Origin of the sequence: Aeromonas sp. ASNIH1, from assembly GCF_002934285.1 — a bacterium.
Taxonomy (GTDB): Bacteria; Pseudomonadota; Gammaproteobacteria; order Enterobacterales; family Aeromonadaceae; genus Aeromonas; species Aeromonas caviae.
In genome coordinates, this window is sequence record NZ_CP026228.1 from 2,352,501 (window position 1) to 2,372,058 (window position 19,558).

Sequence of the window (19,558 nt, forward strand, 5' to 3'; positions counted from 1 at the left end):
GCTGGAGATATCAGAAGTGCGAATGCTGACGTAAGTAACGATAAAGGGGGTGAAAAGCCTCCTCGCCGGAAGACCAAGGGTTCCTGTCCAACGTTAATCGGGGCAGGGTGAGTCGACCCCTAAGGCGAGGCCGAAAGGCGTAGTCGATGGGAAGCAGGTTAATATTCCTGCACGACTTGTAATTGCGATGGGGGGACGGAGAAGGCTAGGTGGGCCAGGCGACGGTTGTCCTGGTGAAAGTGCGTAGGTGGTGTTTCCAGGCAAATCCGGAGACACAACACTGAGACACGAGACGAACGCACTACGGTGCGGAAGCCATTGATGCCCTGCTTCCAGGAAAAGCCTCTAAGCTTCAGATTACAAGTCATCGTACCCCAAACCGACACAGGTGGTCGGGTAGAGAATACCAAGGCGCTTGAGAGAACTCGGGTGAAGGAACTAGGCAAAATAGAACCGTAACTTCGGGAGAAGGTTCGCTCTTGATGGTGAAGTCCCTTGCGGATGGAGCTGTCGGGAGTCGCAGTGACCAGATGGCTGGGACTGTTTATCAAAAACACAGCACTCTGCAAACACGAAAGTGGACGTATAGGGTGTGACACCTGCCCGGTGCCGGAAGGTTAATTGATGGGGTTAGCGCAAGCGAAGCTCTTGATCGAAGCCCCGGTAAACGGCGGCCGTAACTATAACGGTCCTAAGGTAGCGAAATTCCTTGTCGGGTAAGTTCCGACCTGCACGAATGGTGTAACCATGGCCATGCTGTCTCCACCCGAGACTCAGTGAAATCGAATTCGCCGTGAAGATGCGGTGTACCCGCGGCTAGACGGAAAGACCCCGTGAACCTTTACTACAGCTTGGCACTGAACATTGAACCTACATGTGTAGGATAGGTGGGAGGCTTTGAAGGCGTGACGCCAGTTGCGCTGGAGCCGTCCTTGAAATACCACCCTTGTATGTTTGATGTTCTAACGCAGGGCCCTGAATCGGGCTCGCGGACAGTGCCTGGTGGGTAGTTTGACTGGGGCGGTCTCCTCCCAAAGAGTAACGGAGGAGCACGAAGGTTGGCTAATCCTGGTCGGACATCAGGAGGTTAGTGCAATGGCATAAGCCAGCTTAACTGCGAGACGGACAGGTCGAGCAGGTACGAAAGTAGGTCATAGTGATCCGGTGGTTCTGAATGGAAGGGCCATCGCTCAACGGATAAAAGGTACTCCGGGGATAACAGGCTGATACCGCCCAAGAGTTCATATCGACGGCGGTGTTTGGCACCTCGATGTCGGCTCATCACATCCTGGGGCTGAAGTCGGTCCCAAGGGTATGGCTGTTCGCCATTTAAAGTGGTACGCGAGCTGGGTTCAGAACGTCGTGAGACAGTTCGGTCCCTATCTGCCGTGGGCGTTGGATGATTGAAGGGAGTTGCTCCTAGTACGAGAGGACCGGAGTGAACGAACCTCTGGTGTTCGGGTTGTCACGCCAGTGGCACTGCCCGGTAGCTAAGTTCGGAATCGATAACCGCTGAAAGCATCTAAGCGGGAAGCGAGCCCTGAGATGAGTCATCCCTGACCCCTTGAGGGTCCTAAAGGGCCGTTGGAGACCACAACGTTGATAGGTGGGGTGTGTAAGCGTAGCGATACGTTGAGCTAACCCATACTAATTACCCGTGAGGCTTAACCATACAACACCCAAGAAGTGTTTCTGGCCTTGTAGCAAGTGCGAGACTACTTACCTAATTCAGTGATAGTGACAAGCCAAGTGCAACATCACTACTCACGTCAGCTTTCTGGATTAAGATTTTGCCTGGCGGCAATAGCGCAGTGGAACCACCTGACCCCATGCCGAACTCAGAAGTGAAACGCTGTAGCGCCGATGGTAGTGTGGCATTCGCCATGCGAGAGTAGGACACTGCCAGGCACCCAATACAAGAAACCCCGCTCACTCGAGCGGGGTTTTTTATTGCCTGAAATTTATTTTTTAGATAATAAGTCTGGATAATGCTCAAAATCCAGTCAATTGCATCGATAAACATTGCTATTCAGCCAGTATCACTGCCTTTCAAACGGCTCAATCTCTCTTTTTCACCTGGTTGAGCGTCAAATATCTCCGGCTCAAACGCTATTCCCTTCCTTGATAATCACTATCGCCGGAAACGGGAGTGACAAGTACTTCAGGATCCATAGACTGTTTCTTTCATGTACAAGGAGCTGTGTATGTTGGGGATCCACGATCTGGCGCTGTTTGTCGTTTCTGGCCTGTTGTTGAACATGATGCCTGGGCCTGACTCCCTGCTCATCATGCTGCGCAGCGGCTCCCAGGGATGGCGTGCAGGCTCTATGGCGGCATTGGGTATCGGGACAGGTACCATGGTGCATGTGTTGGCGGCGGCGCTGGGACTGTCTGCCCTGTTGAGTGCCTCCGCCGAGCTGTTTGCTGTCATCAAGCTGATGGGGGCGCTCTATCTGGTCTACCTCGGCGTGTCCATGCTCTGGCAGAGGAGTGGCACTTTAACGTCTGTGGATGGGGCTGTGGCGCTGCCTGCGCTCTCTTATGGGCGCATCTTTCGGCAGGGGTTGCTCACCAATGTCCTCAATCCCAAGGTGGCGCTCTTCTTTCTCGCTTTTGTGCCCCAGTTCATCGATCCCGCTTCACCGCAAAAGGCGATGGCATTCATCGTGCTGGGCTGCATCTTCAATCTCAACGGCATGATCTGGTGCCATCTGCTGGCGTTTTCCACCGCGTTTGCAAGCCGCAATGTACGATTGCCCGCCCGGGTGGCCACCTGGCTGAATCGTGTGATGGGGGGGCTGTTCGTGGGGCTTGGTATCAAGCTGGCGGTGGAGTGAGCAGGTAAACTCCGGGCATAGAAAAAGGCGTATCCCATCGCTGGGATACGCCTTCGTCTGCACTGCAGCAGAATGACCGGGATCAGTTCATGCCGTAACGCTTGAGTTTCTTGCGCAGGGTACCGCGGTTGATGCCCATCATCACGGCGGCGCGAGTCTGGTTGCCACGGGTGTACTGCATGATCACGTCCAGCATGGGAGCTTCGACTTCGGAGAGAACCATATCGTACAGATCAATCACTTCCTGACCGTTCAACTGGGCCAGGTAGTTACGCAGGGCCTGTTGCACAGAGTCACGCAGGGGGCGTTGGGTCGGCTCGGCAGCGTGATTGTGAGTAGTTGTTACCAATGCATCAGAAGTCAGGGTTTGTTCGAACATATTCGGTCGGCTCTTTAGTTATGCGTTAACCTAATCCATCGAAATACGCTTCGAGTGCCTCGAGTTGTGCGTCTGCACAATCCAGGGCATTGAAGTGCTTACGGAATTCTCGGCCCGCCTCTTCTTCATCCAGATACCAGCCCACGTGTTTACGGGCAATGCGCGCTCCCAGATAGGCACCGTAAAACTGGTGCAGATTGGTGACATGCTCGTTCATCAGGGTGCGAACCTCTTCCCTGTCGGGAGGCGGCAGCTTGGTGCCCGTTTCAAGAAAATGGCGGATTTCCCGGAAAATCCAGGGTCGTCCTTGCGCAGCACGGCCGATCATCACGGCGTCGACACCGGTATAGTCGAGGACATACCGGGCTTTCTCCGGGCTATCGATGTCGCCATTGGCGACAACAGGAATCGATACGGCCTGCTTAATCGCCCTGATAGTGTCGTACTCCGCTTCGCCCTTGTAGAGGCAGGCACGGGTACGACCATGCACGGCAAGGGCCGCGATACCGCAATCTTCGGCGATTCGGGCGATCTCCTCGCCATTGCGGTTATCCGGATCCCATCCTGTGCGGATCTTCAAGGTGACAGGTACTTCCACCGCATCCACCACGGCCCGGCAGATGGATCTGACCAGGTCTGGCTGACGCAGCAGGGCGGAACCTGCCAGCTTCTTATTCACTTTTTTTGCCGGACATCCCATGTTGATGTCGACGATCTGAGCGCCCTGCTCCACGTTGTAGCGGGCAGCAAACGCCATCATCTCGGGGTCGGCACCGGCAATCTGGACCGATCGCAAGCCGCCTTCAGCAGAGTGATCCATTCTCATCCGGGTTTTCTGGGTATCCCAGACATCCGGGTTGGCCAGCAGCATCTCGGAAACGGCCATACCGGCTCCCAAACGTAAACAAAGTTCACGAAATGGTCGGTCTGTTACACCGGCCATGGGGGCCACGATCAGGGGAGTTTCAAGCGTGTGGGGACCTATCTGCATTCCACGGTTACCATCGGCTTAGGGCGGCGTATATTACGCATTTTTTAGTCAGGAGAAAAGGTTAGTATTTGAGCGTCAGCCATTTTTTTCTGAAAAAAACGTCGCGCCAAGGCTTGCAAATTCAGGAGTGCTTGAAAATCGGACATATTGTCTGTGACCATGGTCAGGGGGGCGCGAGTGAGGGGGATGGTGATTTGTGAGTCTCCCTCTCAAGCCGGTTTAGGCTATGATAGCGGGCCTGAATTGAGCAAAGGCTCTACACAATTTCATTACAAACGGATCGGGGATGTATGACGGCAAAGTTCATCAAATCGCTCTGCCCATGCCTGCTGGGTGTCGTGCTGGGGTCGGCCCAGGCGCAGACGGTCAGCTTTACCGAGGCCTGGAGCCGGGTCATCCAGCAGGATGACGGCTTGGCGGCAGAGCAGGCCGGGGTGGAGAGAGCCCAGCAACTGCGGGAGGCGGCCAAGGCCATGTACCTGCCCAAGGTGGATGTGGGGGCCAGCTATACCCATCTCGATCAGCCGATGGAGCTGGACATGCTGGATCTCAACCCCATCGCCAGTCATCCGGAATTCGGCAAGGTGCTGGGGCCCGTGATGCAGGCGCTCAACCTCAGCCCGAGCGATTTTGTCACCCCCCTCACCAAGCAGAACGTGGTGACCAGTTCGGTCAAGATGCTATGGCCGCTCTTTACCGGCGGGCGCATCGATGCGGCCCAGGATATTCGTCAGGCCCAGGTGAGCGAGGCTGAGCAGTTGCTGGTGCTCAAACAGCAGTCGACCTTCGAGAGCCTCTCCCAGACCTACTTCGGGGTGGTGCTGGCGGCGCAGGTGGTGCAGACCAAGCAGGAGATCGAGCAGGGACTGGCACACCATCTGGATCATGCCAAGAAGCTCGAAGCCCAGGGGCAGATCGCCAAGGTGGAGCGCCTGTCGGCCCAGTCTGCCTATGACAGGGCACGCATCGATACCCAGAAGGCCAGGCGCAGCCTGGAGATCGCCCAGCTGGCGCTCGGCCACATGCTCAAGCTCAAGCAGGCTGAGCCCAATACCGCCCTCTTCATCAACGAAGGGATGCCAGCCTTGTCTCCCTTCGTGGAGGAGACCCTGTCGGTGCATCCCGGTCTCAAGCTGTTGACGGCCAAGAAGGAGCAGGCCCAGGGGATGATCAAGCTGGAGAAGGGCAAGTACGCCCCCGAGCTCTTCCTGTTCGGCAACTACAACCTCTATGAAGATGATTCCATCGTCTCCAAGACCACACCGGACTGGCTGGTCGGGGTCGGGGTCAGCATGCCGCTGGTGAGTCGTGATGGCCGCTCCGAGACGGTCCAGGCAGCCAAGAGCGCCGAACTCCAGGTCAACCTGCTGCAAGCCAAGACCCGCCAGGATCTGGAGCTGCTGGTCGAGAAGACCTGGCGCGAGGCTGCCCAAGGACTGGAAGAGTATCACTCTCTCTCCTCGACCCAGGCGCTGGCCGAGGAGAACGTGCGGTTGCGTGACAAGGCATTCGGTCAGGGGCTCTCCACTTCCCTCGATGTGGTCGATGCCCAGACTCAGCTTGCCGGGGTCAAGACCCAGCGCGCCGCCGCCGCCTATCAATACGTGATCTCTCTGGCCCGCCTGTTGGCACTCTCCGGTCAGATGAACAGTTTCAACCAGTATCAGCATGGCCAGGCGATCGAGGTGAACTCATGATCGCGCTCTCTTCCACTCCGTTATTCATGTCCGTTTCGACCGTCAAGGGTCGCCCGTTTGCCGAGGTGAATTCATGAGTCATCCCCCCATCAAGAAGAAGATGAGCCAGGGCAAGCCCTGGCTGCTGCCACTGGCGCTGGTATTGCTTGTGCTCTGGCTTGGCTGGCGCTTCTGGCTGGCCTATCAGCCGGAGCCGGTGCGTCTGCAGGGGCAGATAGAGGCGCAGCAGTATTCGGTCTCTTCCAAGGTGGCGGGCCGCATCGACGAGGTGCTGGTGAAGAAGGGGGATCAACTGGCCAGGGGCCAACTGGCGTTCACTCTGGCGAGCCCGGAGATCGAGGCCAAGCTGAGTCAGGCCAAGGCCGGGCAGGCCGCGGCGGGTGCCATGGCCGAAGAGGCCGAGAAGGGGGCGCGAGTGCAGCAGATCGCGGCCGCCAAGGATCAGTGGCAACAGGCCAAGGCGGCTGCCCTGCTTCATGGCAAAACCTACGAGCGCATTGCCAGCCTGCATCGGGATGGCGTGATGTCGCTGCAAAAGCGTGACGAGGCCTGGACGGCCTGGCAGGCGGCGAAGTACAGCGAGGGCATGGCCTGGCAGCAATACCAGATGGCACTGGAAGGGGCGCGGGAAGAGACCAAGATAGCGGCCCGCGAGCAGGCCAAGATGGCGGCTGGCGGCGTGGCGGAAGTGGAAGCCTATCTGGCCGATACCCGCATCGCCAGCCCACACGAGGGGGAAGTTGCCCAGGTGCTGTTGCGTAGCGGCGAGCTGGCTCCCCAGGGCTTCCCCGTGGTGACCTTGCTCGACATGAAGGATGCCTGGGCCCAGTTCCATGTCCGTGAGGACCTCTTGCCAAGGTTCCCGGTCGGTACCGAGTTTGATGCCCGTATTCCCGGCCTGGGGGATCAGCTGGTGCGCTTCAAGGTGACCCATGTGGCCGTGATGGGGGATTTCGCCACCTGGCGTGCCACCGACACCCGCCAGGGGTTCGACATGAAAAGCTTCCAGGTGGAAGCGCGCCCCTTGCAGCCGGTTGACGGGCTGCGGGTCGGCATGAGCGTGCTGGTCGAGCTCTGATGGGACGCGAATGGCAGTTGCTCTGGCAGGACCCGTTCGGCCGGGCGCTGGCGAGCTGGGTCCCCTTGCTGCTGATAGGGATCCTGTGCTGGATCTTTTCAGCCGGCCTGGCGCGGGATCTCAAGGTCGGTCTGGTGGATCTGGATCGCAGCACCCTCTCCCGACAACTGGCGTTCTCTCTCGATGGCTCCGCCGGGCTCAAGGTCGCCCAGCAGTTTGATTCCATCGACGCAGGGGCCAGGGCACTGCGAGGGGGGGACATCTATGCCCTGGTGGTGATCCCCCATCACCTGGAGCGGGATGCCCGCGAGGGGACCCAACCCAGGGTGACCGTGTTCAACAATGGCCAGTTCATCCTGATTGCCAAGCTGGTCAACTCCGCACTGGCCCAGGTGGTGGGAACTCTCAATGGCCAGGTGGGCGTGCTCTCGGCCATGGCCGACGGCAAGACGCTGCCCGGTGCCCTGGGACAATCCGTACCCATTGCGAGCCAGGTTACCGCGCTCTACAACATCAATTCCAGCTACGCCCAGTTTCTGCTGAGCGCCCTGCTACCTGCGGTGTGGCAGATCCTGGTGGTGCTCTATGGCCTGAACGCCCTGGCCCGCACCGATCGCCTCGGGTTGGACTGGACCACCAGAGGGGTCTGGTTCGGCCTCTGGCGTACCCTGCTACCCCATGTGCTCATCGGCTGGGGGTGGGGTCTGGCGTGGAGTCTGCTGCTGTTCAAGGGGCTTGGGTACCCCATGCAAGGCAGTTGGCTGGTGCTGACGGCGGGGCTGGGACTGGCGTCGGCCGCTTGCGTCACCATGGGGGCCTTCTTCTACGCCATCATCCGGGATCCGGCGCGCGCTCTGTCGCTGGCGGGGGCTTACACGGCTCCCGGTTTCGCCTTTATGGGGGTCACCTTTCCGGTCAGCGCCATGGGGGATGTGGCCCAGTTCTGGCGCAGCCTGCTGCCCATCTCCCACTATGTGGAGCTGCAGATCGGGCAAACCAACTACGGTCAACCGTTGACGGCGGCCCTGCCCCAGCTCGGGGCCCTGCTGCTGTTTCTGCTGCCCCTGCTGCTGGTGGTACACCGCTACCGGACGCCGTCGGGCGCGCTACCCCATGAGGAGTCCAGGCCATGATGGGATTCTGGGATCTGGTGCGCCTTGAGCTGCGCACCCTCTTGGCGGATCGCGCCATCATGCTGACCCTGTTTGGCGGCGTCTTCTTCTACTCCTTCCTCTACCCCCAGCCCTACCTGCACCAATTGCCCAGGGAAGAGCCCGTGGTGGTGGTCAACGAGGATGGCAGCCAGCTCTCCCGCCAGCTGGAGTTCATGGCCGATGCCACGGCGCAGGTCAAACTGGTGGCCCGTGCCGGTTCGCTCGACGAGGCCCGCCAGATGATGCTGACCGGCAAGGCGAGCGGCATCTTGCACATTCCCCGCCACTTCTATCGGGATCTGATGCTGGGCAGGAGCGTGACCCTGGGTTATGCCGGGGATGCCTCCTACTTCCTGGTCTATGGCACCATTGCCGAAGGGCTGGCCCAGGCGGGGGGCACGCTCGCCGCCCAGGTGAAGGTGGCCAGGCTGCTGAGCCAGGGCGAGGCGCTGCCCCAGGCCGCCATGGGCTGGAACGCGGTGGCCCTCAATGTGCTGCCGGTATTCAACCCCACCATGGGCTATGTGAACTACGTGGTGCCTGCGGTATTCGTGCTGATCCTGCATCAGGTGTTGCTGATGGGGACCGGCATCCTGGGAGCGACCCAGAACCAGCGCAGCCGCCGTGGCGAGTCAGGCTACTGGCAACATGCCCCCGTGCCGGCCTTGTTGCTGGCCCGCACCCTGGTGGTGGGGGCTCTTTTCGTCCTTCCGGTGACCTACTTCTTCGGCTTCTGCTTCGATCACTACGGTATTGCCCGCACCGCTGTACCCGGCGAACTCTGGCTCTTTACCCTGCCGTTCCTGCTGGCCACCACCTGGCTCGGGATCCTGCTCGGCGCCCTGTTCACCCGCCGTGATCTGCCGACCCAGGTAGTGCTTGTCTCCTCTTTGCCGCTGGTCTTCCTGGCCGGCTTTATCTGGCCCCTTGAGCTCATCCCGGCTCCCCTCAACTGGCTGGCCCAGTGGGCCCCGAGCACGCCGGCCATCGAGGGATTCCTGCGCCTCAATCAGATGGGGGCCGACTTTGCCCAGGTCTCCCGCTACTGGTGGCAGTTGTGGGGGCTTGCACTGTTGTATGGCGCTCTGGCGTGCTGGTTGCTCCGCTGGCGTCAACCGTGCCCTGCAACGGGGCCGGATGATGGGGCGACTGCGTCTTCCACCGACTAGGCGCCTTGCAACAGCACGGTCAGCCACTGGGCTGACCGTGTTGCCATTCACAGGGATCATGGCTGATTCAGACCCGGATCGCCGATGGCAAAGATCTGGCCGCACGCCTCCTGGTCGGTGAGCAGTTGCAAACCCCGTATCGCCACATCCTGGCGCCTGACCAGGCCATGCCTCTCTTGCCCCTGGCTCAGGATGGCCTGACCCGTGGGCTCCCCATCCTGCAACCCTGCGGGGCGTAAAATGGTCCACTCAAGGGTGCTGGTCTGCAGCCAGCTTTCCGCCAGGCTCTTGAGGCGTACCTCGTGTCCGAAGGCGGCGCGAGCCCGCTCGGGCAGGTATTGCCAGCTGTCGCCACAACCGAGGGAGGTGACCAGCAGCAGGCGGCTGAGCCCGGCGCGCTCCATCTCGTCGATCACATGGCGGTTGCCCTGATAATCCACCGGTGCACTCTGGCGAAAGCTGCCGAGGGTGGAGACTACCCGGGCATCCCTGTCCGCCAAGCGGCAAGCCTGGGCCACGGCCTGGGGGTCCAGGGCATCCCCGATGACGACCTCGACTCCCAGGGTATGCAGCTCGCTGGCCATGTCGGCATGGCGCACCAGGGCAACGACCCTGTGGCCCAGTTGCAGTGCGTGGTCGGTGAAGGCGCGGCCCAGTCCGCGACTGGCACCGAAGATGAGTGTGGTTGGCATGACAGGCCCTCTCGAACAAAAGAGCAAGCCTAGAGCCTGGATGGCTCTCTGTAAATGAGAGTGGTTTTTATTTGTGAGGTGCAGGGGATATGAAGGGCCGGACATCAGGGACGCCGGCCCGACGGGATCAACCGTTGTAATGGCCGATGCTGGGACGGCGGCTGGGTCCGCTCAGGTGGATGTCCACCGGATTGAACGCCTTGATCGCCTCATAGCTGAAATCACCGATGGCCTGATGCAGGCTCTGGGGGCTGTGGTTGGTGATGATGATGACGCTTTTGGACAGGTTGCGACGACGGCGCAGCAGGTGGCCGAGGAAGCTGGACTGACTCTCCGCCATCTTGGCGCGGTTGGCTGCCACCTCGTCGATGATCAGCAGGTCCACCTCTTCCAGGGCGCGGCGGTACTGGTTGCGCTCCTCCTGATCCTGGATGACGTTGAAGAAGAGCCTGTCCACGATGGAGGCCCACTGCTGGAAGATCACCGACTTCTGGTGGCGCGCGATCAACTCGTGGGCCACGGCACCCGCCAGGGTGGATTTGCCGGTGCCGTAATCGCCGTAGATCAGCATGCAGCCCCCGCCGCTCTTCTCCCAGTGCTCGAAACCGCTGATGAAGTAGCGGGCTGTCTCGATGGGGTATTGCAGGGCCGGGTCACCGGAATCCATCTTGTCGAAGATCCAGTCCGGATTGAGGTCGGCCTGGGCGATCAGCTTCTGGATCCGCTCCTGGCGGGCGGCCTTCTGCAACTCGCGCACTTCGGCATTGGCCTTGGCGTCGTACTCCTTGCGCAGGGTCTCGTAGTCGTACTGGCTGCCGCCGGTTGCGGCCCGCAGTCGGAGAATACGTTGCTGCAGGCTGCTGACGTGACGCTTGAGCTCGGGATCATGAGCCCGTTGCTCCTGTCTCGCCTTGGCGATTTTCTGGCGTTTGGCCTCGATCTCTTCCAGTGCCTGGCGCATCGGGTCGTGCGGATCTGTCATGGAATTCTCCTTCTGCTAGGGCTGTGGCTGGATGGGCAGGGGGTCAATAGTGCACTTCGTGGCCGCCTGGTATCAATCATTCTCCGGCTCCTGAGCTTGTGCCAGCCGTTTGGCCTCATCGATCATCTCTTGCGCCCGGCGGCTCGGGCCAGCCTCTACCGGGGCTGGCGCGACCTGCTGGTACCCGGTGACCACGGTCGCCGGGCGGCGGGCGTAGCGCCGACTCTTGAGGGCCCGAATAAATTTCAACATCCACTGGTGCTGGGAGTCGAACACCTCGGGGCGGCCGAGCCAGTAGGCGATGAACTCCCCGAGATCCTCTTCGCTGTAGCTGGCATCGATCACCCCGCACAGGCGTGCGAGAGCAGGCAGTTCTTCGTCCGGACGCCACTGCAGGTGCATCTGGAACGGGCGTGCCGGCAGAGGGCTGCGCACCCGCTGGCTCAGCAACGGCAACTGGAAAGGGCACTGGTGGTAGTGCTCACTGTCAGCCTGGGCCTCGACCTGAAGCAGTTCGGCCTCCATCAGCTCGTCGAGCAGTTCGGTCAGCTGGCGAGCGTTGACCTGATAGCTGAAACCACCGGGATTGCCCGGATCGACGACAGCCAGTGCCCGGCCAAGCTCGGGATAGTTGAGTCGGGCCAGCCGATTTTCCAGCACCAAGCGGCGCAGTTGCAGGGTATAGAGGCTGCGGGCCGGATGGGAGAGTCTGGGATGGGCGAGGGCGCTGTATTCGGCTGGCGTCATGGTCTGCTTCACGATCTGGAGTGGAGGGCATTATCCCTCATGGCGGTGCCTCATACAATTCATGGGGCCGACCTGCGAGATAACGGCTGCCGGGCGACGGTTGCCGACCATCTCTGCGCAAGGGGGCGATCAAAATAGTCGGACCATTTCAAACGCTTGGCAGATACCAAGGCCAGCCCGGCTCGCTGCTCGACAATATTGTGTGGCGGTATCCAGCGCCCATGATCTAGTCTTAATGCTCAAATAACCATTTGACTAATAAGAGCTTTGTCAAGATGTCAAAAGCCGGACTACGGATCTTGGTGGTAGAAGACGAAGCGGTTTTTCGCCACTCACTGGTATCTTATCTCGAGCACGACGGGGCCTGCGTCTTTCAGGCAGAAGACGGGATTGAGGGGCTCTCTGCCGCAGCGCTCTATCACCCCGATGTGGTGTTGTGTGATCTGAACATGCCGAACATGGATGGCCATGAGGTGATTGCCTGCCTCACCGCCCGCTATCCACAGGTGCCCGTCATCGTCATCTCCGGTCAGGATCAGATGGCTGCGATCGAGCGTGCGCTGCGGGCGGGGGCCAAGGACTTCTTCATCAAACCGGTGAATGACTATGAGCAGATCCGCCGCAGCATCGAGCAATGCCTGACAAACCTCGGGCATCAGAGCCAGCAGCTGGAACTGATGGAGCACATCGACTTCTTCCGTGGCCACGATCTGGCGAGCAGCCGGCTGCTCGCCTGGTTGTCCCCCCCTGGCATGCAGGAGTGGGGGCCCTGGCAGGTCACCTTTGCTGGCATGGGCAATCTCTTCATCCCGGATACCTTCAAACTGGACGACAAGCTGCTGGTACTGGTGATGGAATTGCCCATCCTCGGTGTGGATGCGGCCTTCTGTGGTGCCTTGGTGCGATCCCTGATGAACGGCCCCTATCGCCAATACCAGCAACAAGAGAGCCTGCTGTTGACCCAGCCACACCGATTGCTGGATTACCTCAATCTGCAACTGCTAGAGTCGGGCCTGCGTCACTCCTTTGCCATGGCGGCCCTGCTGTTCGATCAGGAGGACGGGCTGCTTTTTGCAAATGCCGGGCTCACCTCACCTCACTGGTTGATGCGTGCAGGGGGGTTGCCGCTCGGCTTGATGCGCAGCAGTCGCTACACGTTGCACAGGCGAAGCTGGCACGAGCCCTTTGATCTGCAGTTTCGCAGTGACAGCGGCAGCGCCCTGACGATGCAGGTTCGTCACTACTGACGCCGTGAAGTGAACACATGTAAACAGGGCGCCCATGGGCGCCCTGTTTGGTCTCTGCTGTCCTGACCGGTCAAACGGTCGCAGACTGCAGTTTCTGCTCTTGTTCTTCGGGCTCTTTGGCCGGGCCTTCGGCACCGTGCATCCAGTAGACCAGGCGGTTGGCCATGGTCAGCAGGATGAGGGCGCTGATCACGGCGGCCAGTGCGATGCCACCGAAGATGGCCATGGCACCGGACTCGCCGACGAAGGAGCCGATGAAGCCGGCGGCATAGTTGGCCAGGGCCACGAAACCGAACCAGGCACCCATCATCAGGGAGGCCAGGCGCAGCGGAGCCAGCTTGGTCACCATGGAGAGACCGATGGGAGAGAGGCAGAGCTCGCCCAGGGTATGGAACAGGTAGGCACCGACCAGCCAGAACATGGAGGTCTTGACAGCCTGATCACCACCTTGCTCCAGCACGGCACCGATCATGAACAGGAAGCCGACGGCCAGGAACAGCAGGCCCATGGCGAATTTCACCGGGGAGTTCGGCTCTTTCTTGCCGAGCTTGATCCAGATGGCGGCCACGACAGGGGCCAGGGTGATGATGAAGAAGGGGTTCAGGGACTGGAACCAGGCTGTCGGCACTTCGAAGCTGCCGATCATGCGGTCGGTATACTCCTGGGCATACAGGTTCATCAGACCACCGGCCTGCTCGAAGCCGGCCCAGAAGATGATGGTGAACAGGCCCAGTACCAGGATCACCTTGATGCGATCCACTTCCTGTTTGGTCAGGGGCGCTTTTTGCTCCTTGGAGCGTTGCAGGGCGGCACGCTGGGCGGCGGGCACACGGCCGATGTCGCCAAGGAAACGCTGGGCCATGGTGGCCTGCACAACCAGGGAGAGCAGCATGCCGATACCGGCGCTGACGAAGGCGGCTTGCCAGCCATAGGCGGTGGCGGCGGCGCCGCAGATCACGCCGGCCAGCAGGGAGCCCAGGTTGATGCCCATGTAGAAGATGGTGAAGGCGCCGTCACGACGGTGATCCCCTTCTTTATACAGGTCACCCACCATGGTGGAGATGTTCGGTTTGAACAGGCCGTTGCCCACGATCAGCAAGCCAAGGCCGGCATAGAAGACGGTGTTGACCATGTCAGGGAACATGGCGTGAGGCAGTGCCAGGGTAAACTGGCCGGCGGCCATCAGCACGGCACCGAACAGGATGGCACGGCGCTGGCCCAGGAAGGTATCGGCGAGCCAGCCGCCGATGACGGGGGTGATGTAGACCAGACCGGTATAGATGCCGTACAGCTTGAGGGCGTCGGCCTGGGTCCAGCCCATGCCACCGTTGGCGGTCAGGTCGGTCAGATAGAGGACGAGCACGGCACGCATGCCGTAATAGGAGAATCTCTCCCACAGTTCGGTACTAAAGAGCAAAAAAAGCCCTTTAGGGTGACCTAAAAAGGTCCCTTTGGACGGGTTATTCATTGGAACTTCCACCTGTGTCTTATATTTTTTTAGAAATTTTATGCAAGGGCTAGGAACAAGCCTTAATCCTTATAGAACAAGCGATTTTAAATTACAATATTATGATTTAGCGATATTTTATCTATCAATGGTTGAATATTTGTTTATAAAATGAAAAAGGGCATCGAATGATGCCCAGTTTTTTATTCTGCTTATCTTGTAAATATTCAGAGATTACAGCTCTTTGGCAAACTGCTTCAGCCAGCTGGTGAATTCTTTGCTGAGTTCCCGATGGCGCACGGCGTATTCCACATTGGCCTTCATATAACCGAGCTTGCTGCCGCAATCGTGGCTGCGTCCCTTCATGAAGTAGGCATTGACCTGCTCCTTTTCCATCAGCATGGCGATGGCATCGGTCAGCTGGATCTCGTCGCCGGCGCCGGCCGGGGTTTTTTCCAGCAAGGGCCAGATATTGGCCGAGAGCACATAGCGACCGACCACGGCCAGGTTGGACGGGGCTTCATCCCGGGGCGGCTTCTCGACGATGGCCTGCATCGGCAGGGACATGCCTTCGCTCAGGGCTTCCCCCTTGATGTCGGCGATGCCGTATTTGTCCACTTCGCTCTCGGGGACGGCTTCCACCATGATCTGGCTGATCTGCTCCTCTTCGAACAGATGCACCATCTCCGCCAGGTTGTCCTGCTTCAGATCGCTGGCCACCTCGTCGATGAGCACATCCGGCAGCAGAACGGCGAAGGGTTGATCCCCGATGAGGGGGCGGGCACACAGTACTGCATGGCCCAGGCCTTTTGCTTCCCCTTGACGCACGTGCATGATGGTGACGTCTTTGGGACAGATGTGCTGAACCTCTTCCAGCAGTTGGCGCTTGACCCGCTTCTCCAGGGTCGCCTCCAGCTCGAAGCTTTTGTCGAAGTGGTTCTCGATGGAGTTCTTGCTTGAATGGGTCACCAGGATGATCTCCTTGATGCCGGCGGCGATGGCTTCGCGCACCACATACTGGATCAGCGGCTTGTCGACCACGGGCAGCATCTCCTTGGGGATGGCCTTGGTGGCGGGCAGCATGCGGGTACCCAGACCGGCAACGGGGAGAACGGCCTTGCGAACAACGAGCGGTGTCTTTTTCATGGAGTGAGTCCGAAGATACAAAGTGGGCTCATGATACCCGAAGAAAAATAGGGCAGCCACAGGCTGCCCTCGGGATGATAGGGATTCAAACCGGCTACTTGACGATAATCATGTCCCGGTTTGCTTCCAGCGTGGCAGGTCCGATGCCACTGACGTCCGCCAGTTGATCGACGGAGGTGAACTTGCCCTGCTTCTCCCTGTGGTCGATGATGGCCTGTGCCTTCTTCTCGCCAATGCCTTTCAGGGCGGTGAGCTCGCTGGCACTGGCGGTATTGAGATTGATCTTGCCGCTTTTCTTGACTTGGGTGGTGGCCACAGGCTTGGTCGCCGCCTTGTCGGCGGCCAGCAGAGGTTGGCTCAACAGGGGGAGGCAGCCCAGCAGCAGTGCGGCGATCAGGGTCTTCTTGTTCATATCGTCATGTCCTTATGTGGCGTTAGTGCCACATTTATCATTAGCTGTGTTGCGCCACTTTTTGTCTGTCAGTTTTGACACTGTATAAGTCAGTGCAAACGGCTATAAGCCGAAGATACTCACTCGGTTACACTGACCAACCCTTTGAGCGAGAACTCTTTTCCATGTATCTACCCGCCATTTCCGAACTGGAGCCCATCGCCCGCGCCGCCGGTGAGGCCATCATGTCCATCTACAGCCAGCCCTTTGCGGTGGAGTACAAGCAGGACGAGAGCCCGCTGACGGCTGCGGACAAGGGGGCCCACGAGGTGATCGTTCAGGCGCTGGCGCGTCTCACTCCCGATATCCCGGTGTTGTCGGAAGAGTCCTCCCCCGAGGTGATGGCTGCGCGACTCGGCTGGTCCCGCTACTGGCTGGTGGATCCTTTGGATGGCACCAAGGAGTTTGTCTCCCGCAACGGCGAGTTCACGGTGAATATCGCCCTGATTGAACAGGGGACCCCGCGCTGGGGGCTGGTCTATGCCCCGGTACTGGACAAGCTCTGGTATGGGGGCAAGGGGATTGGCGCCTGGCGTGTGGCCGATGGCAGGCACGAGACCATCCAGACCCGTCCTCATGACGCAGGGCAAGTGTGGCGCGTGGTGGGCAGTCGCAATCACCTGTCGCAGGAAACCCTCGAGTATCTGGCCCGTTTTGGCGAACTGGAGCGGGGCGAGATCGAGTTGGTTTCCATGGGCAGCTCTCTCAAGTTTTGCATCATTGCCGAGGGGGAGGCCGAGCTTTACCCGCGGCTCGCGCCGACCTGCGAGTGGGATACGGGGGCTGCTCAGGCGGTACTGGAAGGGGCGGGGGGCAGCGTCACCCGGCTCGATGGTTCGCCGCTTTGCTACAACAAGCCTGATATCCTCAATCCCTGGTTTGTGGCCAGGGCATGAGTCAGAAGATGCAAAAAGGCCGGACAGTGTCCGGCCTTTTTCTTGTCAGCCTCGATGGGCTCAGAAGACTTTCTTGAACGGTTTGATGGTCACCCTGGCGTAGACCCCTGCCGCAACATAGGGGTCCGCATCGGCCCAGGCCTGGGCGTCGGCCTGGCTGGCAAAGTCGGCGATGACGGTGCTGCCGGTGAAGCCCGCATCGGCCGGATCCTCGGCATCGATGGCCGGGTTCGGGCCGGCCGTCAGCAGTCGGCCCTCATCCTGCAAGGCTTGCAGGCGGGCCAGGTGGGCAGGGCGTGCCAGCTTGCGCTGGGGCAGGCTGCCCGCGACATCTTCGGAGTAGATCAGATACCACATGGAACAATCCCTTTCTGGTTGCGGTTATTTTTTCTGTTCTGCGTTCTGCTCGGCCGGCATGTGGCGATAGAGATAGACGCCGCTGAGCAGGGTGAAGACCAGGGTCATGCCCAGCAGGCCGAACACCTTGAAGTTGACCCACATCTCCTGGGAGAGGTTGAAGGCCACGTAGAGGTTGAGCAGACCGCACAGGGTGAAGAAGCCGACCCAGCCGAGATTGACGTTGTCCCAGACCCGGTCGGGGGCTTGGAGCTCCTTTCCCAGCATCTGCTTGATGAGGTTCTTGCCAAAGCCATAGCGGCCGATGAGCAGGGCGAGGGCAAAGAGCATGTTGATGACGGTCACCTTCCACTTGATAAAGGCATCGTCGTGGAAGAAGATGGTGAGGCCGCCGAAGAAACCGACCAGCACGAAGGTGAACAACTGCATCTTCTCGACCCGGCGATAGCGAAGCCAGTTGTACAGGAGTTGCAGGCCGGTGACGACCACCAGGGCGCCAGTGGCGGTGTAGATGTCGTAAAACTTGTAGACCGCGAAGAAGACGATCAGGGGGATGAACTCGATAAACTGCTTCATGCTGGGCTCTAGTCTCAAAATTTCACTCAGTGTACCTGCCTGTCAGACAACGGCAAATGAATAAGACCGTCCATTCTGCAGGCAGTTCCTTCCCGGGGCGGCGGGTTACTCGAACAGCTGGCTGGCAATCTGGTTGCCAAGGCGCACCTGATCGTCCAGCAATGCGCGTATGTCTGCTTCCTCGATGAGGGGGTTGAGCAGGACGGCGCGCAGCAGCGTGAGTGGTTGCTCGCCATAGCGGGAGACTGCGCGCTGGGTGCGTGAGACGAAGCTGTGCCCTTCGGCGCGCTGGGCTTTTTGCAGGGCGACGTTGAAGAGATTGATCTGTTCGTTGGCCGCCACATCGGGCACCTGACCTTGCAGGTGGGGCGGAATGCATCGGTAGGAGAGCAGGTTCATGACAGGTGCCGACATCAGCTCGAAGGCGGGACTGGCGTCGATGAGCGCGGCCATTCGCCGCGCCCTGTCGTAGTTGGCGTCGATGAGTTGGGCATAACCCTGCTGTCCCAGCATCTGGAAGGCGGCATCCAGATAGAGCGCGTTGGCGGGACGGGTCCCCTCCAGAGTGAAGCGCCCCTGATCGAAGGAGGTGGCGCGGATGGCGTAGGGAGCCTCGCGCTTCACCGTCATCATCAGGTCCGGTTGGCGGCAGAGCAGCATGCCGGTACCGAGCGGGACCAGCAACTGCTTGTGACCGTCAAGGGTGACGGTATCGGCGTGCTCTATCCCCGTAAGCAATCCCTGATAGCGGGGCGAGAAGAGGGTCGGACCACCCCAGGCCGCGTCCACGTGGAAGTGGATTTGCTCGTGCCGGGCGATGGCGGCCAGTTCCGGCAGCGGGTCGACGGAGCCAAAATCCGTGCTGCCGGCCACGCCGACCAGCGCCAGCACCTTGAGCTTCTGCTCCCTGCATTGTTGAAGGGCCTGTTCCAGCGCCGCCAGACTGAGCCGGTTGTGTTCGTCGGTGTCGAGACGCCAGACGCTGCGACCCCCGAGTCCCAGCAGATCCATCCCCTTGTCGAAGGAGTAGTGCATCAGCCGCGAGCCCAGAATGACGGCGCCGCGATAGCCCTGCTCGGCGAGGGCGAACAGGTTGTCGCCACAGGCTCGGTTGCGGGCCAGCCAGAGGGCGGTGACGTTGGCGATGGTACCGCCACTGGTCATGACGCCGAGGGCTGCATCCTTGGCATGCATCTGTGCTGCATAGAAGGCGTCGTCCTGGCGGTAGACCAGGCGGTGCAGCTTGGCCAGCACTTCCCGCTCCAGAAAGCTCAGCAAACGGGAGGACTCCATCTTCATCGGGTTCTGGTTGAGCATCACCAAGAGCCGGGAGAGCTCGGCGGTGAAGGCCGGCAGCGGTGCCGTCATGTGTCCCATGTAGCGGGGAGAGGTGAGGTGCGATGCCCCGGGTACCAGGGTGGCGAGCCGTGCCAGATAGTCCCGGGGAGAGATGCCGATGGCGGGCATGCACGACTGATCGAGCTGGTGGGTGAAGCTGCCCCGCTGATAGGGGGCCTGACTGTCGTCGGAATGATGGAAATGCTCCAGCAGGGCCGTCATGGCCTTGCCGAAATCAGGATCCGGTTGTGTAAACAGTTCAGTGAGCTTCATCGGGTTCTCCAGACCAGATTGTCGGGCAGACGCGGCCATCCGCATGGGCGGCGTCGGCGGCAGAGCATACACCAAAGGGGCGGGGGGCACAGCCATCTCTG

The 19,558-nt window shown here is 60.0% G+C and carries 18 protein-coding genes and 2 rRNA genes (1 of these 20 running past the window's edge); 9 read left to right on the top strand and 11 right to left on the bottom strand.

What is annotated here, in order from left to right; genetic code table 11:
* The 3 genes from C2U37_RS11470 to C2U37_RS11480 form a co-directional block, all read left to right on the top strand.
* Window positions 1-1,672 (top strand): 23S ribosomal RNA (locus C2U37_RS11470) (it extends 1,217 nt beyond the left edge of the window).
* 121 nt (window positions 1,673-1,793) lie between these two features.
* Window positions 1,794-1,908, top strand: a 5S ribosomal RNA gene (gene rrf, locus C2U37_RS11475).
* Window positions 1,909-2,204: 296 nt separating this feature from the next.
* Window positions 2,205-2,837 carry a LysE family translocator gene (locus C2U37_RS11480; protein ID WP_104452313.1) on the top strand — a complete coding sequence of 211 codons (633 nt, stop codon included), beginning with the start codon at window positions 2,205-2,207 and terminating at the stop codon, window positions 2,835-2,837.
* 82 nt (window positions 2,838-2,919) lie between these two features.
* On the opposite strand, the gene fis is transcribed toward C2U37_RS11480, so the two are convergent.
* Window positions 2,920-3,216: a DNA-binding transcriptional regulator Fis gene (gene fis / locus C2U37_RS11485; RefSeq protein ID WP_005309538.1), complete on the bottom strand. Its 297-nt coding sequence runs from the start codon at window positions 3,214-3,216 to the stop codon at window positions 2,920-2,922.
* 25 nt (window positions 3,217-3,241) lie between these two features.
* The gene (dusB, locus tag C2U37_RS11490; protein ID WP_010675552.1) at window positions 3,242-4,207 is read right to left on the bottom strand and encodes a tRNA dihydrouridine synthase DusB; all 966 of its coding nucleotides are present in this window, start codon (window positions 4,205-4,207) and stop codon (window positions 3,242-3,244) included.
* 290 nt (window positions 4,208-4,497) lie between these two features.
* Here dusB and C2U37_RS11495 point away from each other — a divergent pair, with 290 nt between their 5' ends.
* The 4 genes from C2U37_RS11495 (at window position 4,498) to C2U37_RS11510 (ending at window position 9,305) form a co-directional block, all read left to right on the top strand.
* Window positions 4,498-5,904: a TolC family protein gene (locus C2U37_RS11495; RefSeq protein ID WP_199770527.1), complete on the top strand. Its 1,407-nt coding sequence runs from the start codon at window positions 4,498-4,500 to the stop codon at window positions 5,902-5,904.
* A gap of 73 nt (window positions 5,905-5,977) precedes the next feature.
* On the top strand, window positions 5,978-6,982 hold the full coding sequence (locus C2U37_RS11500) for an HlyD family secretion protein (RefSeq protein ID WP_080767988.1): 1,005 nt from the start codon (window positions 5,978-5,980) through the stop codon (window positions 6,980-6,982).
* The gene (locus C2U37_RS11505) at window positions 6,982-8,115 is read left to right on the top strand and encodes an ABC transporter permease (RefSeq protein WP_104452314.1); all 1,134 of its coding nucleotides are present in this window, start codon (window positions 6,982-6,984) and stop codon (window positions 8,113-8,115) included. Before C2U37_RS11500 ends, C2U37_RS11505 begins: the two co-directional genes overlap by 1 nt.
* Window positions 8,112-9,305, top strand: coding sequence for an ABC transporter permease (locus C2U37_RS11510; RefSeq protein WP_104452315.1), 1,194 nt, complete (start codon window positions 8,112-8,114; stop codon window positions 9,303-9,305). Before C2U37_RS11505 ends, C2U37_RS11510 begins: the two co-directional genes overlap by 4 nt.
* Window positions 9,306-9,361: 56 nt before the next feature.
* Here the strand turns inward: C2U37_RS11510 and C2U37_RS11515 are convergent, their stop codons facing one another.
* From C2U37_RS11515 to C2U37_RS11525, 3 genes are all read right to left on the bottom strand, one after another.
* The gene (locus C2U37_RS11515; RefSeq protein ID WP_104452316.1) at window positions 9,362-9,997 is read right to left on the bottom strand and encodes an SDR family oxidoreductase; all 636 of its coding nucleotides are present in this window, start codon (window positions 9,995-9,997) and stop codon (window positions 9,362-9,364) included.
* A 127-nt stretch (window positions 9,998-10,124) separates the two neighbouring features.
* Window positions 10,125-10,979 carry a DnaA ATPase domain-containing protein gene (locus C2U37_RS11520; protein WP_010675546.1) on the bottom strand — a complete coding sequence of 285 codons (855 nt, stop codon included), beginning with the start codon at window positions 10,977-10,979 and terminating at the stop codon, window positions 10,125-10,127.
* A gap of 72 nt (window positions 10,980-11,051) precedes the next feature.
* Window positions 11,052-11,726 carry a DnaT-like ssDNA-binding domain-containing protein gene (locus C2U37_RS11525; protein ID WP_039041329.1) on the bottom strand — a complete coding sequence of 225 codons (675 nt, stop codon included), beginning with the start codon at window positions 11,724-11,726 and terminating at the stop codon, window positions 11,052-11,054.
* A 275-nt stretch (window positions 11,727-12,001) separates the two neighbouring features.
* On the opposite strand from C2U37_RS11525, the gene C2U37_RS11530 reads away from it, so the two are divergent.
* Complete coding sequence (locus C2U37_RS11530) at window positions 12,002-12,973, top strand: response regulator (protein WP_104452317.1); 972 nt, start codon at window positions 12,002-12,004, stop codon at window positions 12,971-12,973.
* 70 nt (window positions 12,974-13,043) lie between these two features.
* On the opposite strand, the gene C2U37_RS11535 is transcribed toward C2U37_RS11530, so the two are convergent.
* The 3 genes from C2U37_RS11535 to C2U37_RS11545 all read right to left on the bottom strand — a co-directional run bounded on the left by C2U37_RS11535 (window position 13,044) and on the right by C2U37_RS11545 (window position 15,978).
* Window positions 13,044-14,441, bottom strand: a complete 1,398-nt coding sequence (locus C2U37_RS11535) for a peptide MFS transporter (RefSeq protein ID WP_052815577.1) — start codon at window positions 14,439-14,441, stop codon at window positions 13,044-13,046.
* A 213-nt stretch (window positions 14,442-14,654) separates the two neighbouring features.
* The gene (gene galU, locus C2U37_RS11540) at window positions 14,655-15,566 is read right to left on the bottom strand and encodes a UTP--glucose-1-phosphate uridylyltransferase GalU (protein ID WP_010675542.1); all 912 of its coding nucleotides are present in this window, start codon (window positions 15,564-15,566) and stop codon (window positions 14,655-14,657) included.
* 94 nt (window positions 15,567-15,660) lie between these two features.
* Window positions 15,661-15,978 (bottom strand): ComEA family DNA-binding protein, encoded by a 318-nt coding sequence (locus C2U37_RS11545; protein WP_104452318.1) that lies wholly within the window; start codon window positions 15,976-15,978, stop codon window positions 15,661-15,663.
* Between the two features lie 164 nt (window positions 15,979-16,142).
* Between C2U37_RS11545 and cysQ the strand changes: the two genes are divergently transcribed.
* Window positions 16,143-16,913 (top strand): 3'(2'),5'-bisphosphate nucleotidase CysQ, encoded by a 771-nt coding sequence (cysQ, locus tag C2U37_RS11550; protein ID WP_104452319.1) that lies wholly within the window; start codon window positions 16,143-16,145, stop codon window positions 16,911-16,913.
* A gap of 60 nt (window positions 16,914-16,973) precedes the next feature.
* Here the strand turns inward: cysQ and C2U37_RS11555 are convergent, their stop codons facing one another.
* The 3 genes from C2U37_RS11555 to C2U37_RS11565 form a co-directional block, all read right to left on the bottom strand.
* Complete coding sequence (locus C2U37_RS11555) at window positions 16,974-17,270, bottom strand: YciI family protein (protein ID WP_010675539.1); 297 nt, start codon at window positions 17,268-17,270, stop codon at window positions 16,974-16,976.
* Between the two features lie 24 nt (window positions 17,271-17,294).
* Complete coding sequence (locus C2U37_RS11560; RefSeq protein ID WP_104452320.1) at window positions 17,295-17,846, bottom strand: septation protein A; 552 nt, start codon at window positions 17,844-17,846, stop codon at window positions 17,295-17,297.
* A 105-nt stretch (window positions 17,847-17,951) separates the two neighbouring features.
* A complete protein-coding gene (locus tag C2U37_RS11565; RefSeq protein WP_104452321.1) occupies window positions 17,952-19,457 on the bottom strand; it encodes an aminotransferase class V-fold PLP-dependent enzyme in 1,506 nt (501 codons plus the stop codon).
* Window positions 19,458-19,558: the final 101 nt, after the last annotated feature.

What these genes read in the sequence shown, in the direction of transcription:
- C2U37_RS11480 (WP_104452313.1), top strand. Translation starts at nt 2,205, where the DNA reads ATGTTGGGGATCCACGATCTGGCGCTGTTTGTCGTTTCTGGCCTGTTG.
- fis (WP_005309538.1), bottom strand. Translation starts at nt 3,216, where the DNA reads ATGTTCGAACAAACCCTGACTTCTGATGCATTGGTAACAACTACTCAC.
- dusB (WP_010675552.1), bottom strand. Translation starts at nt 4,207, where the DNA reads ATGCAGATAGGTCCCCACACGCTTGAAACTCCCCTGATCGTGGCCCCC.
- C2U37_RS11495 (WP_199770527.1), top strand. Translation starts at nt 4,498, where the DNA reads ATGACGGCAAAGTTCATCAAATCGCTCTGCCCATGCCTGCTGGGTGTC.
- C2U37_RS11500 (WP_080767988.1), top strand. Translation starts at nt 5,978, where the DNA reads ATGAGTCATCCCCCCATCAAGAAGAAGATGAGCCAGGGCAAGCCCTGG.
- C2U37_RS11505 (WP_104452314.1), top strand. Translation starts at nt 6,982, where the DNA reads ATGGGACGCGAATGGCAGTTGCTCTGGCAGGACCCGTTCGGCCGGGCG.
- C2U37_RS11510 (WP_104452315.1), top strand. Translation starts at nt 8,112, where the DNA reads ATGATGGGATTCTGGGATCTGGTGCGCCTTGAGCTGCGCACCCTCTTG.
- C2U37_RS11515 (WP_104452316.1), bottom strand. Translation starts at nt 9,997, where the DNA reads ATGCCAACCACACTCATCTTCGGTGCCAGTCGCGGACTGGGCCGCGCC.
- C2U37_RS11520 (WP_010675546.1), bottom strand. Translation starts at nt 10,979, where the DNA reads ATGACAGATCCGCACGACCCGATGCGCCAGGCACTGGAAGAGATCGAG.
- C2U37_RS11525 (WP_039041329.1), bottom strand. Translation starts at nt 11,726, where the DNA reads ATGACGCCAGCCGAATACAGCGCCCTCGCCCATCCCAGACTCTCCCAT.
- C2U37_RS11530 (WP_104452317.1), top strand. Translation starts at nt 12,002, where the DNA reads ATGTCAAAAGCCGGACTACGGATCTTGGTGGTAGAAGACGAAGCGGTT.
- C2U37_RS11535 (WP_052815577.1), bottom strand. Translation starts at nt 14,441, where the DNA reads ATGAATAACCCGTCCAAAGGGACCTTTTTAGGTCACCCTAAAGGGCTT.
- galU (WP_010675542.1), bottom strand. Translation starts at nt 15,566, where the DNA reads ATGAAAAAGACACCGCTCGTTGTTCGCAAGGCCGTTCTCCCCGTTGCC.
- C2U37_RS11545 (WP_104452318.1), bottom strand. Translation starts at nt 15,978, where the DNA reads ATGAACAAGAAGACCCTGATCGCCGCACTGCTGCTGGGCTGCCTCCCC.
- cysQ (WP_104452319.1), top strand. Translation starts at nt 16,143, where the DNA reads ATGTATCTACCCGCCATTTCCGAACTGGAGCCCATCGCCCGCGCCGCC.
- C2U37_RS11555 (WP_010675539.1), bottom strand. Translation starts at nt 17,270, where the DNA reads ATGTGGTATCTGATCTACTCCGAAGATGTCGCGGGCAGCCTGCCCCAG.
- C2U37_RS11560 (WP_104452320.1), bottom strand. Translation starts at nt 17,846, where the DNA reads ATGAAGCAGTTTATCGAGTTCATCCCCCTGATCGTCTTCTTCGCGGTC.
- C2U37_RS11565 (WP_104452321.1), bottom strand. Translation starts at nt 19,457, where the DNA reads ATGAAGCTCACTGAACTGTTTACACAACCGGATCCTGATTTCGGCAAG.